Source organism: Citrobacter sp. MGH100 (assembly GCF_001034465.1).
Taxonomy (GTDB): domain Bacteria; phylum Pseudomonadota; class Gammaproteobacteria; order Enterobacterales; family Enterobacteriaceae; genus Citrobacter; species Citrobacter youngae.
Genome location: NZ_KQ089802.1, coordinates 117,158 through 129,793, shown reverse-complemented (window position 1 = coordinate 129,793; position 12,636 = coordinate 117,158). Strand labels below are relative to the sequence as shown.

At 53.7% G+C, this 12,636-nt stretch carries 13 protein-coding genes; 11 read left to right on the top strand and 2 right to left on the bottom strand.

What is annotated here, in order from left to right; all coding sequences use genetic code 11:
- The first annotated feature begins 41 nt into the window (after positions 1 to 41).
- The 7 genes from SK32_RS18500 to ugpQ all read left to right on the top strand — a co-directional run bounded on the left by SK32_RS18500 (position 42) and on the right by ugpQ (position 6,049).
- Positions 42 to 323 (top strand): hypothetical protein, encoded by a 282-nt coding sequence (locus SK32_RS18500; RefSeq protein WP_048213580.1) that lies wholly within the window; start codon positions 42 to 44, stop codon positions 321 to 323.
- 115 nt (positions 324 to 438) lie between these two features.
- Positions 439 to 846, top strand: a complete 408-nt coding sequence (locus SK32_RS18495; RefSeq protein WP_048213579.1) for a hypothetical protein — start codon at positions 439 to 441, stop codon at positions 844 to 846.
- Between the two features lie 243 nt (positions 847 to 1,089).
- A complete protein-coding gene (ugpB, locus tag SK32_RS18490; RefSeq protein ID WP_016151119.1) occupies positions 1,090 to 2,406 on the top strand; it encodes a sn-glycerol-3-phosphate ABC transporter substrate-binding protein UgpB in 1,317 nt (438 codons plus the stop codon).
- 100 nt (positions 2,407 to 2,506) lie between these two features.
- The gene (gene ugpA, locus SK32_RS18485; protein WP_003837841.1) at positions 2,507 to 3,394 is read left to right on the top strand and encodes a sn-glycerol-3-phosphate ABC transporter permease UgpA; all 888 of its coding nucleotides are present in this window, start codon (positions 2,507 to 2,509) and stop codon (positions 3,392 to 3,394) included.
- On the top strand, positions 3,391 to 4,236 hold the full coding sequence (ugpE, locus tag SK32_RS18480; protein WP_003023450.1) for a sn-glycerol-3-phosphate ABC transporter permease UgpE: 846 nt from the start codon (positions 3,391 to 3,393) through the stop codon (positions 4,234 to 4,236). The genes ugpA and ugpE overlap by 4 nt, the downstream gene beginning before the upstream one ends.
- A gap of 2 nt (positions 4,237 to 4,238) precedes the next feature.
- A complete protein-coding gene (locus tag SK32_RS18475) occupies positions 4,239 to 5,309 on the top strand; it encodes a sn-glycerol-3-phosphate import ATP-binding protein UgpC (protein ID WP_048213578.1) in 1,071 nt (356 codons plus the stop codon).
- Complete coding sequence (gene ugpQ, locus SK32_RS18470; RefSeq protein ID WP_048213577.1) at positions 5,306 to 6,049, top strand: glycerophosphodiester phosphodiesterase; 744 nt, start codon at positions 5,306 to 5,308, stop codon at positions 6,047 to 6,049. The genes SK32_RS18475 and ugpQ overlap by 4 nt, the downstream gene beginning before the upstream one ends.
- On the opposite strand, the gene SK32_RS18465 is transcribed toward ugpQ, so the two are convergent.
- Complete coding sequence (locus tag SK32_RS18465) at positions 6,046 to 6,486, bottom strand: DUF2756 family protein (protein ID WP_003023456.1); 441 nt, start codon at positions 6,484 to 6,486, stop codon at positions 6,046 to 6,048. The genes ugpQ and SK32_RS18465 overlap by 4 nt on opposite strands.
- Before the next feature lie 118 nt (positions 6,487 to 6,604).
- On the opposite strand from SK32_RS18465, the gene ggt reads away from it, so the two are divergent.
- The gene (gene ggt / locus SK32_RS18460; RefSeq protein WP_048213576.1) at positions 6,605 to 8,350 is read left to right on the top strand and encodes a gamma-glutamyltransferase; all 1,746 of its coding nucleotides are present in this window, start codon (positions 6,605 to 6,607) and stop codon (positions 8,348 to 8,350) included.
- 63 nt (positions 8,351 to 8,413) lie between these two features.
- Here ggt and yhhY read toward each other — a convergent pair whose 3' ends face one another.
- Complete coding sequence (gene yhhY / locus SK32_RS18455; RefSeq protein ID WP_048213575.1) at positions 8,414 to 8,902, bottom strand: N-acetyltransferase; 489 nt, start codon at positions 8,900 to 8,902, stop codon at positions 8,414 to 8,416.
- A gap of 458 nt (positions 8,903 to 9,360) precedes the next feature.
- Between yhhY and SK32_RS18450 the strand changes: the two genes are divergently transcribed.
- The 3 genes from SK32_RS18450 to gntR all read left to right on the top strand — a co-directional run bounded on the left by SK32_RS18450 (position 9,361) and on the right by gntR (position 12,506).
- Positions 9,361 to 10,398: an oxidoreductase gene (locus SK32_RS18450; RefSeq protein ID WP_048213574.1), complete on the top strand. Its 1,038-nt coding sequence runs from the start codon at positions 9,361 to 9,363 to the stop codon at positions 10,396 to 10,398.
- Positions 10,399 to 10,521: 123 nt separating this feature from the next.
- Positions 10,522 to 11,217, top strand: a complete 696-nt coding sequence (gene yhhW / locus SK32_RS18445; protein WP_048213573.1) for a quercetin 2,3-dioxygenase — start codon at positions 10,522 to 10,524, stop codon at positions 11,215 to 11,217.
- Positions 11,218 to 11,510: 293 nt separating this feature from the next.
- Positions 11,511 to 12,506: a gluconate operon transcriptional repressor GntR gene (gene gntR / locus SK32_RS18440; protein ID WP_044701392.1), complete on the top strand. Its 996-nt coding sequence runs from the start codon at positions 11,511 to 11,513 to the stop codon at positions 12,504 to 12,506.
- The last annotated feature ends 130 nt before the right edge of the window (positions 12,507 to 12,636 follow it).

Here is a 12,636-nt window from a genome sequence, read left to right as displayed (position 1 = left end):
TGATAATGATTATCAATAATAAAAATGAACATGGAGAAAGGATGACACGTTCAGGTGCCTGTATGGCTATTGGAAGTCTACTATTGGCCGGCTCATTCAGTGCGCAGGCAGTGAAAGAGCAAACTTTCGATCCGCGCGATCCTGCAATCTGGCAAGAAAAGCCGGTCAACCCGTCAGCACAATCCAACTCACCCTGCGAGGTATTCAGCAGTTCTGTGTGTCCGGGCAGGGAAGACGAAAAATCGGATATCCAGCGTGACCGTGAGCGGCGGGAACAGCAGCGTTTACAGAACGAATATGAACGCCGCTGGCGAAGAGAGTAAGACTGGAAACGCAATCATTCATACCTGCAAGGATTGCGAGTTCTGTCCCAGCATTTGTGCACTATATTCTGTATAATCAATAGCTTGATTTATATTTTATATCAATGGTAATTGCATGAATGATTCACCGCATCAAACTAATGTGCAGCCCATGCCCGCAATTGATGGCGTCACGGTTTCCTTTAATGGGCTGAACTATCTGCGTCCAGAACTCCTGCTGGATTTTGTCAGTATTAGTCCATCACCATTGCTCGCCGTAACGCCTGTAGCGCTGCTGTATTCCTCTGTGGGCGTGCTTCAGCAAGTCGATTTGCGCAAGCTGCCGGTGGAAGTCTGTGGGCGCGTGGTTTATCCCATCTCTTCGCTGAAGCTTCCTGCATTACGGGGAAAACTCATCATCAACGCCCAGTCACGGCGACTCAAGTTTCTGGAAAGCCTGGTGGCGATATCTCCGGAAGATAACATTCATGGTATGCAGATCCTGGGTCTGGCGCTGGAATTCACGTTTGCACAGCCTGCCTGATCTTACCAGGGTGATAAAACCTTCTTTATTCACCGGGTAAAGCATACCGCTACCCGGCTTTGTTGTGCACCACCCCGCATTTTCCTGTCACTACGCTTTCACCGCCTTGCCATCTGTTTGTCGCCTTACTATCTTTTTTTTGTAATAAAAAAGTTATTTTTCTGTCATTCGAGCATGTCATGTTACCCCCGCGAGCATAAAACGCGTGATATCGCGCATCCGGCACAACAAGAGAGATAACCGATGATATCGTTACGACATACAGCTTTAGGACTGGCACTTAGCCTGGCGTTTGCAGGTCAGGCACTGGCGGTCACCACCATCCCATTCTGGCACTCAATGGAAGGCGAACTGGGTAAAGAAGTTGACTCACTGGCGCAACGTTTTAATGCCGCCAATCCCGACTACAAAATTGTTCCGCAGTACAAAGGCAACTACGAGCAGAGCCTGAGCGCAGGTATTGCCGCTTTCCGTACCGGAAACGCGCCTGCGCTGCTGCAGGTTTATGAAGTGGGTACGGCAACAATGATGGCTTCGAAAGCCATTAAACCGGTCTATGAAGTATTCAAAGAGGCTGGCATTAACTTCGATGAGTCTCAGTTTGTACCGACCGTTTCCGGTTACTACACCGACTCTAAAAGTGGACATCTGCTCTCCCAGCCGTTTAACAGCTCCACGCCGGTGCTGTACTACAACAAAGATGCCTTTAAAAAAGCCGGTTTAGACCCTGAGCAGCCGCCGAAAACCTGGCAGGACCTGGCGGAGTACACCGCGAAGCTGAAAGCGGCAGGTATGAAGTGTGGCTATGCCAGCGGCTGGCAGGGATGGATTCAGATTGAAAACTTCAGCGCCTGGAATGGTCTGCCGGTAGCAACCAAAAACAATGGCTTTGACGGTACTGACGCGGTGCTGGAGTTCAATAAACCGGAACAAGTAAAGCATATCGCCCTGCTGGAAGAGCTGAACAAAAAAGGGGATTTCAGCTACTTCGGGCGTAAGGACGAATCCACTGAGAAGTTCTATAACGGGGATTGTGCCATTACCACCGCCTCTTCCGGTTCGCTGGCTGATATCCGCCACTACGCGAAATTCAACTATGGCGTCGGAATGATGCCCTACGATGCCGATGTGAAGGGCGCGCCGCAGAACGCCATTATCGGTGGAGCCAGCCTGTGGGTGATGCAGGGTAAAGACAAACCCACCTACGAAGGCGTGGCGAAGTTCCTCAACTTCCTGGCGAAGCCTGAAATTGCTGCCGAATGGCACCAGAAGACTGGCTATCTGCCGATCACCACCGCGGCCTACGATTTGACCCGTGAGCAGGGCTTCTATGAGAAGAATCCGGGGGCGGATATCGCTACGCGTCAAATGCTCAACAAGCCGCCGTTGCCGTACACCAAAGGGCTGCGTCTGGGCAACATGCCGCAGATCCGCACCATCGTGGATGAAGAGCTGGAAAGCGTCTGGACCGGGAAGAAAACCCCGCAGCAGGCGCTGGATGCCGCCGTTGAGCGTGGCAATCAGTTACTGCGTCGCTTTGAGCAATCGACCAAATCGTAATGTGAAATGCCGGGTGACGGCTGCGCCTTACCCGGCCTACAAATGCGCGTAGGCCGGATAAGCGTAGCGCCATCCGGCGCTGTTCAGGAATCAAACTTCCATGTCTTCATCCCGTCCGGTGTTCCGTTCGCGCTGGCTTCCCTATTTACTGGTGGCTCCGCAGCTGGTTATCACCGTTATTTTCTTTATCTGGCCTGCCGGTGAAGCGCTGTGGTACTCGCTACAATCCGTTGATCCGTTTGGTCTTTCCAGCCAGTTTGTCGGACTGGAAAACTTTGTCGCGCTGTTTCATGACCCGTACTACCTCGACTCATTCTGGACCACCATTAAGTTCAGTACGTTAGTCACGGTAAGCGGTCTGCTGGTGTCGTTATTTTTTGCGGCGTTGGTGAATTACGTGGTGCGCGGCAGCCGTTTTTACCAAACGCTGATGCTGTTGCCTTACGCCGTTGCGCCCGCCGTTGCTGCCGTATTGTGGATCTTCCTGTTTAACCCCGGGCGCGGGTTGATTACCCATTTTCTCGGTGAGTTTGGCTATGACTGGAACCATGCGCAAAACAGCGGTCAGGCAATGTTCCTGGTGGTGTTTGCGTCGGTCTGGAAGCAGATTAGTTACAACTTCCTGTTCTTCTTTGCCGCATTGCAGTCTATTCCTCGCTCGCTGATCGAAGCCGCCGCGATTGACGGTGCGGGGCCGGTTCGCCGCTTCTTTAAGCTGGCGCTGCCGCTCATTGCCCCGGTGAGCTTCTTCCTGCTGGTGGTGAATCTGGTGTATGCCTTCTTTGACACCTTCCCGGTGATTGATGCTGCCACTGCAGGCGGGCCGGTACAGGCGACCACGACGCTGATTTATAAGATCTATCGCGAAGGATTTGTCGGGCTGGATCTGGCTTCTTCCGCTGCACAATCGGTGGTGCTGATGTTCCTGGTCATTATTTTGACGGTGGTGCAGTTCCGCTATGTGGAAAGTAAGGTGCGTTACCAATGATTGAGAACCGTCGTGGGCTGACAATATTCAGCCATGCCATGTTGATTATGGGGATCATGGTGATCCTGTTTCCGCTGTACGTCGCGTTTGTCGCGGCGACGCTGGACAATAAAGCGGTGTTTGAGACGCCGATGACGCTGGTTCCCGGTACACAGCTGCTGGAAAACATGAAATACATCTGGGTCAACGGCGTGGGCGTCAACAGCGCACCGTTCTGGCTGATGATGCTCAACAGTTTCATCATGGCGTTCAGCATTACGGTAGGGAAAATTACCGTTTCTATGCTCTCCGCATTCGCCATCGTCTGGTTCCGCTTTCCGCTGCGCAACCTGTTCTTCTGGATGATTTTTATCACCCTGATGCTACCGGTTGAGGTGCGTATTTTCCCGACGGTAGAAGTGATCGCCAACCTGAAGATGCTCGACAGCTATGCGGGTCTGACGCTGCCGTTGATGGCATCTGCGACAGCGACTTTCCTGTTCCGTCAGTTCTTTATGACCCTACCGGATGAACTGGTTGAGGCGGCGCGTATTGACGGCGCGTCACCGATGCGTTTTTTCCGCGATATCGTACTACCGTTGTCAAAAACCAATCTGGCGGCGCTGTTCGTGATCACCTTTATCTACGGCTGGAACCAGTATCTGTGGCCGTTGTTAATTATTACCGACGTCAATTTGGGCACTGCGGTGGCGGGTATCAAAGGCATGATTGCCACCGGTGAAGGCACCACGCAGTGGAACCAGGTAATGGCAGCCATGCTGCTGACGCTCATCCCTCCGGTAATCATCGTGTTAGCCATGCAGCGCGCGTTTGTGCGTGGTTTAGTGGACAGTGAGAAATAAAAATGGCTGGTTTAAAACTACAGGCAGTAACCAAAAGCTGGGACGGCAAAACCCAGGTGATTAAACCGCTGACGCTGGACGTCGCGGACGGGGAATTTATTGTGATGGTTGGGCCATCCGGCTGCGGTAAGTCTACGCTGCTGCGGATGGTGGCCGGGCTTGAACGGGTAAGCGGCGGCGATATCTGGATTGATAATAAACGCGTCACCGAGATGGAGCCGAAGGATCGCGGCATTGCGATGGTCTTTCAAAACTATGCTCTCTACCCGCATATGAGCGTGGAAGAAAACATGGCCTGGGGGCTGAAAATCCGCGGGATGGGCAAGGAGCATATTGCTGAGCGGGTGAAAGAGGCGGCGCGTATTCTCGAGCTGGGTGAGCTGCTCAAACGTCGTCCGCGCGAACTTTCCGGCGGCCAGCGCCAGCGCGTAGCGATGGGACGAGCGATTGTGCGTGACCCGGCGGTATTCCTGTTCGATGAGCCGCTTTCTAACCTTGACGCCAAGCTGCGCGTACAGATGCGTCTGGAGTTACAACATCTGCATCGCCGACTGAAAACCACCTCGCTGTACGTGACGCACGATCAGGTTGAAGCGATGACCCTCGCCCAGCGGGTTATGGTGATGAACAAAGGCATTGCCGAGCAAATCGGCACCCCAGTTGAGGTGTATGAAAAACCCGCCAGCCGCTTTGTGGCGAGCTTTATCGGCAGCCCGGCGATGAATCTGCTCGATGGGCGCATCAGCTCTACGGGTACCCATTTTGAGCTGGAGGGCGGCATGACGTTGCCCATTGGCAGAAGCGCCAGGGAGTGTATTGGGCGTAACATGACGCTGGGTATCCGCCCGGAGCATATTGCGCTAAGCTCGCAGGCCGAAGGTGGCGTGCCGCTGGTCGTCGACACGCTGGAAATGCTGGGTGCAGATAACCTGGCACACGGACGCTGGGGCGAGCAAAAGCTGGTGGTGCGACTGGCGCATCAGCATCGCCCGACGGCAGGCAGCACGCTGTGGCTGCATCTGCCGGAAAATCATCTGCATCTTTTTGATGGCGAAACAGGACAACGCGTATGAATAACTGGCCTTACCCCCATATTGTCGCCCATCGCGGCGGCGGTAAGTTAGCCCCGGAAAACACCCTGGCGGCGATCGACGTGGGGGCGCGATACGGGCATACCATGATTGAGTTTGACGCCAAATTGTCGAAAGACGGTGAGATCTTCTTACTGCATGACGACAACCTGGAACGCACCAGCAACGGCTGGGGCGTGGCTGGCGAGCTGAACTGGCAGGATTTATTGCACGTGGATGCAGGCGGCTGGTTTAGCGGTGAGTTTAAAGGCGAACCGTTGCCGCTGCTCTCGCAAGTTGCTGAGCGCTGTCGCCAGCACGGCATGATGGCAAATATTGAGATCAAACCCACCACCGGGACGGGGGCGCTCACCGGGAAGGTCGTGGCGCTGGCCGCGCGGGAACTGTGGGCGGGAATGACGCCACCACTGTTGTCATCCTTTGAAATTGATGCGCTAGAAGCGGCGCAGCAGGCGGTGCCTGAACTGCCGAGAGGTTTGCTGCTGGATGAATGGCGCGAAGACTGGCGCGAGCTGACCACGCGGCTTGGCTGCGTCTCTATTCATCTTAATCATAAGCTGCTGGATGAGGCGCGCGTGGATGCGCTGCGCGATGCGGGGCTACGTATTCTGGTGTATACCGTCAACCGACCCCAGCGCGCGGCGGAACTGCTGCGCTGGGGTGTGGACTGCATCTGTACCGATGCCATTGATACGATTGGCCCGGATTTCCAGCCCTGTTAAGGCCCAATCGTTTTTAACGGAACGTTAGGCTGCGGCGTGCTGGAGGGCTTCAGCATGTCGCCGTTCTTTTTCTCCGACAGCATATGTTGCTTATTGAGCGAGCTGTCCGGATTACGGGTTCCACTCAACATCCCTCCGTTGCTGTTAGGCAGCATTTGCTGCTGTCCAGGATTCAACTCGCCCGGCTGAGACTGCAGCACGCGCTGGGTGTTCGTGTTGATTTGGTTTTCCATATGCTGTTGCTGCATGCGCGTCTGCGTTTGCAACTGCTGGTTGAGCATCCCTTTCTGCTGAATCTGCTGTGATTGCATTTGGGTTTGCATACGCTGCTGACTCGGGATCTGATAACCGGGTTGATTCGGGTTATTCATGGTGTTGATGGGCTGTGCAAAGCCAGCAAACGGCAAGAGCATGGCTAAAAGTAAGAGTCGTTTCATCGCTTTTCTCCTCTCGGGGATCGTTTAAGTTTACTCCTTTCTCGCCGTTACGATGATTATTTCAGAGTTATGCACCAGGCTTAGTGGGGGCCGACCCCCGTACATCTGGAGAATAACGATGATAAAACCGACGTTTTTACGCCGGGTAGCCATTGCTGCTCTGCTCTCAGGAAGTTGTTTTAGCGTGGCTGCCGCGCCGGCTGCGCCACCGCCGGTATCCTACGGTGTCGAGGAAGATGTGTTCCATCCCGTTCGCGCGCAACAGGGGATGGTGGCTTCCGTAGATGCTTTAGCCACCCAGGTTGGGGTGGATATTCTGAAACAGGGCGGGAATGCCGTTGATGCCGCTGTTGCCGTGGGCTACGCGCTGGCGGTGACGCATCCGCAGGCGGGTAATCTGGGCGGCGGTGGGTTTATGCTGCTGCGTACCAAAGACGGTAACACCAAGGCGATCGATTTTCGTGAAATGGCTCCCGCTGGCGCGACCCGTGATATGTTCCTTGATGAACAGGGCAACGCCGATGCGAAAAAGTCGCTAACCTCACATCTGGCATCCGGTACGCCGGGTACCGTGGCGGGTTTCTCGCTGGCGCTGGAGAAATACGGCACGATGCCGCTGAACAAAGTCGTGCGCCCGGCAATGAAGCTGGCGGAAGAAGGCTTTGTGGTTAACGACGCGCTGGCCGACGATCTGAAAACCTATGGCAGCGAAGTGATCCCTAATCACGAGAACAGTAAAGCCATTTTCTGGAAAGACGGCGAGCCGCTGAAAAAGGGCGACAAGCTGGTGCAAACGAACCTGGCGAAAAGCCTCGAGATGATTGCCGAAAATGGTCCGGATGCGTTTTATAAAGGGGCGATTGCCGATCAGATTGCGGAGGAAATGCAGAAAAACGGCGGGCTGATGACGAAAGAGGACTTAGCCGCCTATAAAGCCGTTGAGCGTACGCCGATTAGCGGCGACTATCGCGGGTATCAGGTATTCTCTATGCCGCCGCCGTCCTCAGGCGGGATTCACATCGTGCAGATCCTCAATATTCTCGAAAACTTCGATATGAAGAAGTACGGGTTTGGCAGCGCCGATGCCATGCAGGTAATGGCTGAAGCGGAGAAATATGCCTACGCCGACCGCTCGGAGTATCTGGGCGACCCGGATTTTGTGAAGGTGCCGTGGCAGGCGCTGACCAATAAAGCCTATGCCAAATCGCTTGCCGATCAAATTGATATCAACAAGGCTAAGCCTTCCAGCCAGATCAAACCTGGCAAGCTCGCGCCGTATGAAAGCAACCAGACCACCCATTTCTCGGTGGTGGATAAAGACGGTAATGCCGTGGCGGTGACGTATACACTGAACACCACCTTCGGCACCGGGATTGTGGCGGGTAACACCGGCATTCTGCTGAATAACGAAATGGACGATTTCTCCGCCAAGCCGGGCGTGCCGAACGTTTATGGGCTGGTGGGCGGCGATGCCAACGCGGTTGGGCCGAAGAAGCGTCCGCTGTCATCAATGTCGCCGACTATCGTGGTAAAAGACGGGAAAACCTGGCTGGTTACCGGCAGCCCTGGCGGGAGCCGAATCATCACTACCGTGCTGCAAATGGTAGTCAACAGCATTGATTTTGGAATGAACGTCGCCGAAGCGACCAACGCGCCGCGTTTCCACCATCAGTGGTTGCCCGATGAACTGCGCGTTGAGAAAGGGTTTAGCCCGGACACCATTAAGCTGCTGGAGCAGAAAGGGCAGAAAGTCGCGCTGAAGGAAGCGATGGGCAGCACGCAGAGCATTATGGTAGGACCGGATGGCGCACTGTATGGCGCGTCCGACCCACGTTCCGTGGATGATTTAACGGCGGGATACTGATGGTATTGCCGGGTCTGCCGTTGATGCAGGCCCGGCGAGTGCTTCCTGACGGTTTCTTACCCGTTATTTCACGCGCGCCATAAAGTACGCATCCACGTACTCGCCGTTGCGCAGGCCGTATTTCTTACCGGTGCCTTCGATCTCAAAGCCATGCTTTTTATAGACCGCAATCGCAGGTTCGTTATCAACAAACACCGTTAACTCGATACGGTCGACGCGCAGCCAGTTGTCGCACATGTCGATCATCGTACGGAGAAGCGCGCTGGCAACGCCGCGATTCTGCCAGCGGGCATCAACGCAGATACCAAAATCGGCGACATGGCTGCGGCGCGGGCGCTGCGCGACCTCAATACAGAGGTGCCCCACGACGATATCGTCAATGCACGCGACCAGTTGTTTGATTCCGACCCGTTCGGTTAGTCGTTCTTGCCACATCTCCATGGAAGGATGAGGAACCTGTAGCGTGTTGTGATACACCTCCGGCTGGGCATGGATCTGACGAATTGCGTCGTAATCTTTCTGTTCAGCGTGGCGTATCACTATCTCACTCATTCCTTATCTCCTTCAGGGTTAATTGAGTCTTTACCCTCGCTGAGAAAGAAAATTCCGTCAACTGCATTTTTTTTGCAAAAAGAAGTAGACAAGTGCGAATGAGAATGATTATTATTGCTCTGCGTTCAGGGGAACCCCTACGGAGAACCTGAAAGCACGACATTGCTCACATTGCTTCCAGTATTACTTTAGCCAGCTTTTGCTGGCTTTTTTTTTTGGGGTTTTGTTTCAGCCTGGCTTACTTGTCATTTTGTCCCCGGGAAGTGCTCGTGCTCCTCACGTACATTTAGTACGCTCCGGGCCCTGCGCGCTTGCCGTGAATAAAATGACCGCGACGCCGACGGCCGATCCTGTCGCACCTGTGGTGCAGTTCAAACGCCATCCGGCAAAGATCCAACATTCAGTCTCCAGCCGCTTTGCGCTATGGTGTAGATAATCATCTTCAAAAGGACTGTCTCATGACCTTACACTGCGCATTTATTGGTTTTGGTAAAAGTACCACTCGCTACCATTTGCCGTACGTCCTCAACCGCAAAAATAGCTGGCATGTCGCGCACATTTTCCGCCGTAACGCCAGGCCGGAAGAGCAGGCGCCGCAGTATTCACATATTCACTTCACCAGTGACCTCGACGAGATCTTAAACGATCCGCAGGTGAAGTTAGTGATCGTTTGTACCCATGCTGACAGCCATTTTGACTACGCCAAACGTGCGCTGGAGGCGGGTAAAAACGTGCTGGTTGAGAAACCGTTCACGCCGACGCTGGCAGAAGCAAAAGTGCTGTTCGAACTGGCGCAAAGCAAAGGACTGACCGTTACGCCGTACCAGAATCGCCGTTTTGACTCCTGCTTCCTTACCGCCAAAAAGGCGATTGAGAGCGGCAAACTCGGCAAGATTGTTGAGGTTGAAAGCCATTTTGATTATTACCGTCCCGAGGCGGAAACTAAGCCGGGATTGCCACAGGACGGCGCGTTTTATGGCCTGGGCGTACACACCATGGATCAGATTATTTCGCTGTTCGGACGCCCCGATCATGTGGCTTATGACATCCGCAGCCTGCGTAATAAAGCGAATCCGGACGATACCTTTGAAGCGCAACTGTTTTACGGCGACCTGAAAGCCATTGTTAAAACCAGTCATCTGGTGAAAATCGACTATCCGAAGTTTATCGTCCATGGCACCAAAGGCTCGTTTGTGAAGTACGGCATCGACCAGCAGGAAACCAGTCTGAAGGCCAATATCATGCCGGGTGAGCCAGGTTTCGCTGCTGATGATTCCATCGGAATGCTGGAGTATGTCAACGATGACGGCATCACAGTAAAAGAAGAGGTGAAGCCGGAGATGGGGGATTACGGTCGCGTCTATGATGCGCTGTACCAGACGCTGACCGCCGGTACGCCTAATTACGTCAAGGAATCTGAAGTTCTAACCAACCTGGAGATCCTCGAACGCGCCTTCGAACAGGCATCTCCGGCGACGATAACCCTCGCCAAATAGCGTTAATCGACTCTTCTGGGTTTATTCATATTTTTTGAACAGAGGAGTCAATTTTCACCCTCTATGATCCCAGACGGATTGAGTCCACACTTACTCCATCGAAAACATCTGGGGGTGAACACAATGATCTATTTACGCAAAGCTAACGACCGCGGTCATGCGAATCATGGCTGGCTCGATTCCTGGCATACCTTCTCTTTTGCCAACTACTATGACCCGAACTTTATGGGGTTCTCGGCACTGCGCGTGATTAACGATGACGTGATTGACGCAGGTCAGGGCTTTGGCACTCACCCCCATAAAGACATGGAAATCCTGACCTACGTGCTGGAAGGCGCAGTAGAACATCAGGACAGCATGGGCAACAAAGAGCAGGTTCCTGCCTGTGAGTTCCAGATTATGAGCGCCGGGACGGGGATCCGTCACTCGGAGTACAACCCGAGCAATACTGAGAAGCTGCATCTGTATCAGATCTGGATCATGCCGCAGGAAAACGGTATTACGCCGCGCTATGAACAGCGCCGTTTCGATGCTGCTCAGGGTAAACAACTGGTGCTGTCGCCTGATGCCCGCGATGGCTCGCTGAAAGTGTACCAGGATATGGAGCTGTACCGCTGGGCGTTACTCAAAGATGAGCAGTCGGTACATCAGATTGCCGCTGAACGTCGCGTCTGGATCCAGGTCGTTAAAGGCAACGTCACCATTAACGGAACCAAAGCGACCACCAGCGATGGTCTGGCAATCTGGGATGAACAGGCAATTTCTATTCATGCCGACAGCGACAGCGAAGTGTTGTTGTTTGACCTGCCGCCTGTATAAAAATACACGGCATCCTTCAAGCCGCATCTGTGTTGGCTTTCCTCGCTCACCCCGGTCGCGTACTTAATGTACGCTCCCGGGGATTTAATGAGGGACATCCTTGTCCCTCACCAGAGGCAACCTTCGGTTGTTCAAATTCGTTCCTGACGAATTTGTCACTACGTCGCCGCCTTGATGCAACTCGAATGATTTTGTGTATTTCTCACAATAAAAACTCCTTTTTTTCTCTGCAAAGGTTCATGCACGTCCGTGGTAAACTGGGGGAATCTATCCCTTTTTAACGCTTCAGGACGATGAAAAAGAAAAGACCCGTACTTCAGGATGTAGCCGACCGCGTGGGCGTGACCAAAATGACGGTCAGTCGCTTTTTGCGTAACCCGGAGCAGGTCTCCGTGGCGCTGCGGGGCAAAATTGCCGCTGCACTTGATGAGCTGGGTTATATTCCCAATCGCGCTCCTGATATCCTTTCTAACGCCACCAGCCGCGCTATCGGCGTGTTGTTACCGTCTCTCACAAACCAGGTTTTTGCTGAAGTGTTACGCGGCATTGAGGCCGTCACCGACGCCCATGGTTATCAAACTATGCTCGCGCACTACGGCTATAAGCCAGAGATGGAACAAGAGCGCCTGGAATCGATGCTGTCGTGGAATATCGATGGCCTGATCCTCACCGAACGTAGCCATACGCCTCGTACGCTGAAAATGATTGAGGTCGCCGGGATCCCGGTGGTTGAGCTGATGGACAGCCAGTCCCCGTGCCTGGATATCGCCGTCGGCTTTGACAACTTCGAAGCCGCGCGTCAAATGACCGCCGCTATCATCGCCCGCGGGCACCGTCATGTTGCCTATCTTGGCGCACGTCTTGATGAACGTACTATCATCAAACAGAGAGGCTACGAGCAGGCAATGCATGACGCCGGTCTGGTGCCGTACAGCGTGATGGTGGAACAGTCTTCTTCCTACTCCTCCGGTATTGAACTCATCCGTCAGGCGCGGCGCGAATATCCGCAGCTCGACGGCATTTTCTGTACCAACGATGACCTGGCGGTAGGGGCGGCCTTCGAATGCCAGCGTTTAGGGCTGAAAATCCCGGATGACATGGCGATTGCCGGATTCCACGGTCACGACATCGGGCAGGTGATGGAGCCGCGTCTGGCGAGCGTGCTCACGCCGCGTGAACGGATGGGCAGCATTGGTGCTGAACGTCTGCTGGCACGCATCCGTGGTGAAGCAGTCACACCTAAAATGTTAGATTTAGGTTTCACCTTGTCACCGGGTGGATCTATTTAAGCCAACAAGTTTGAAGTAGCTCACACTTATACACTTCGAGCACGAATGGATATTGCTTCTCTATTTATCCGGCTGGACAATGTTACCGATAACAGTTACCCGTAACAATTTCCAGATTCTTGTACCAGTG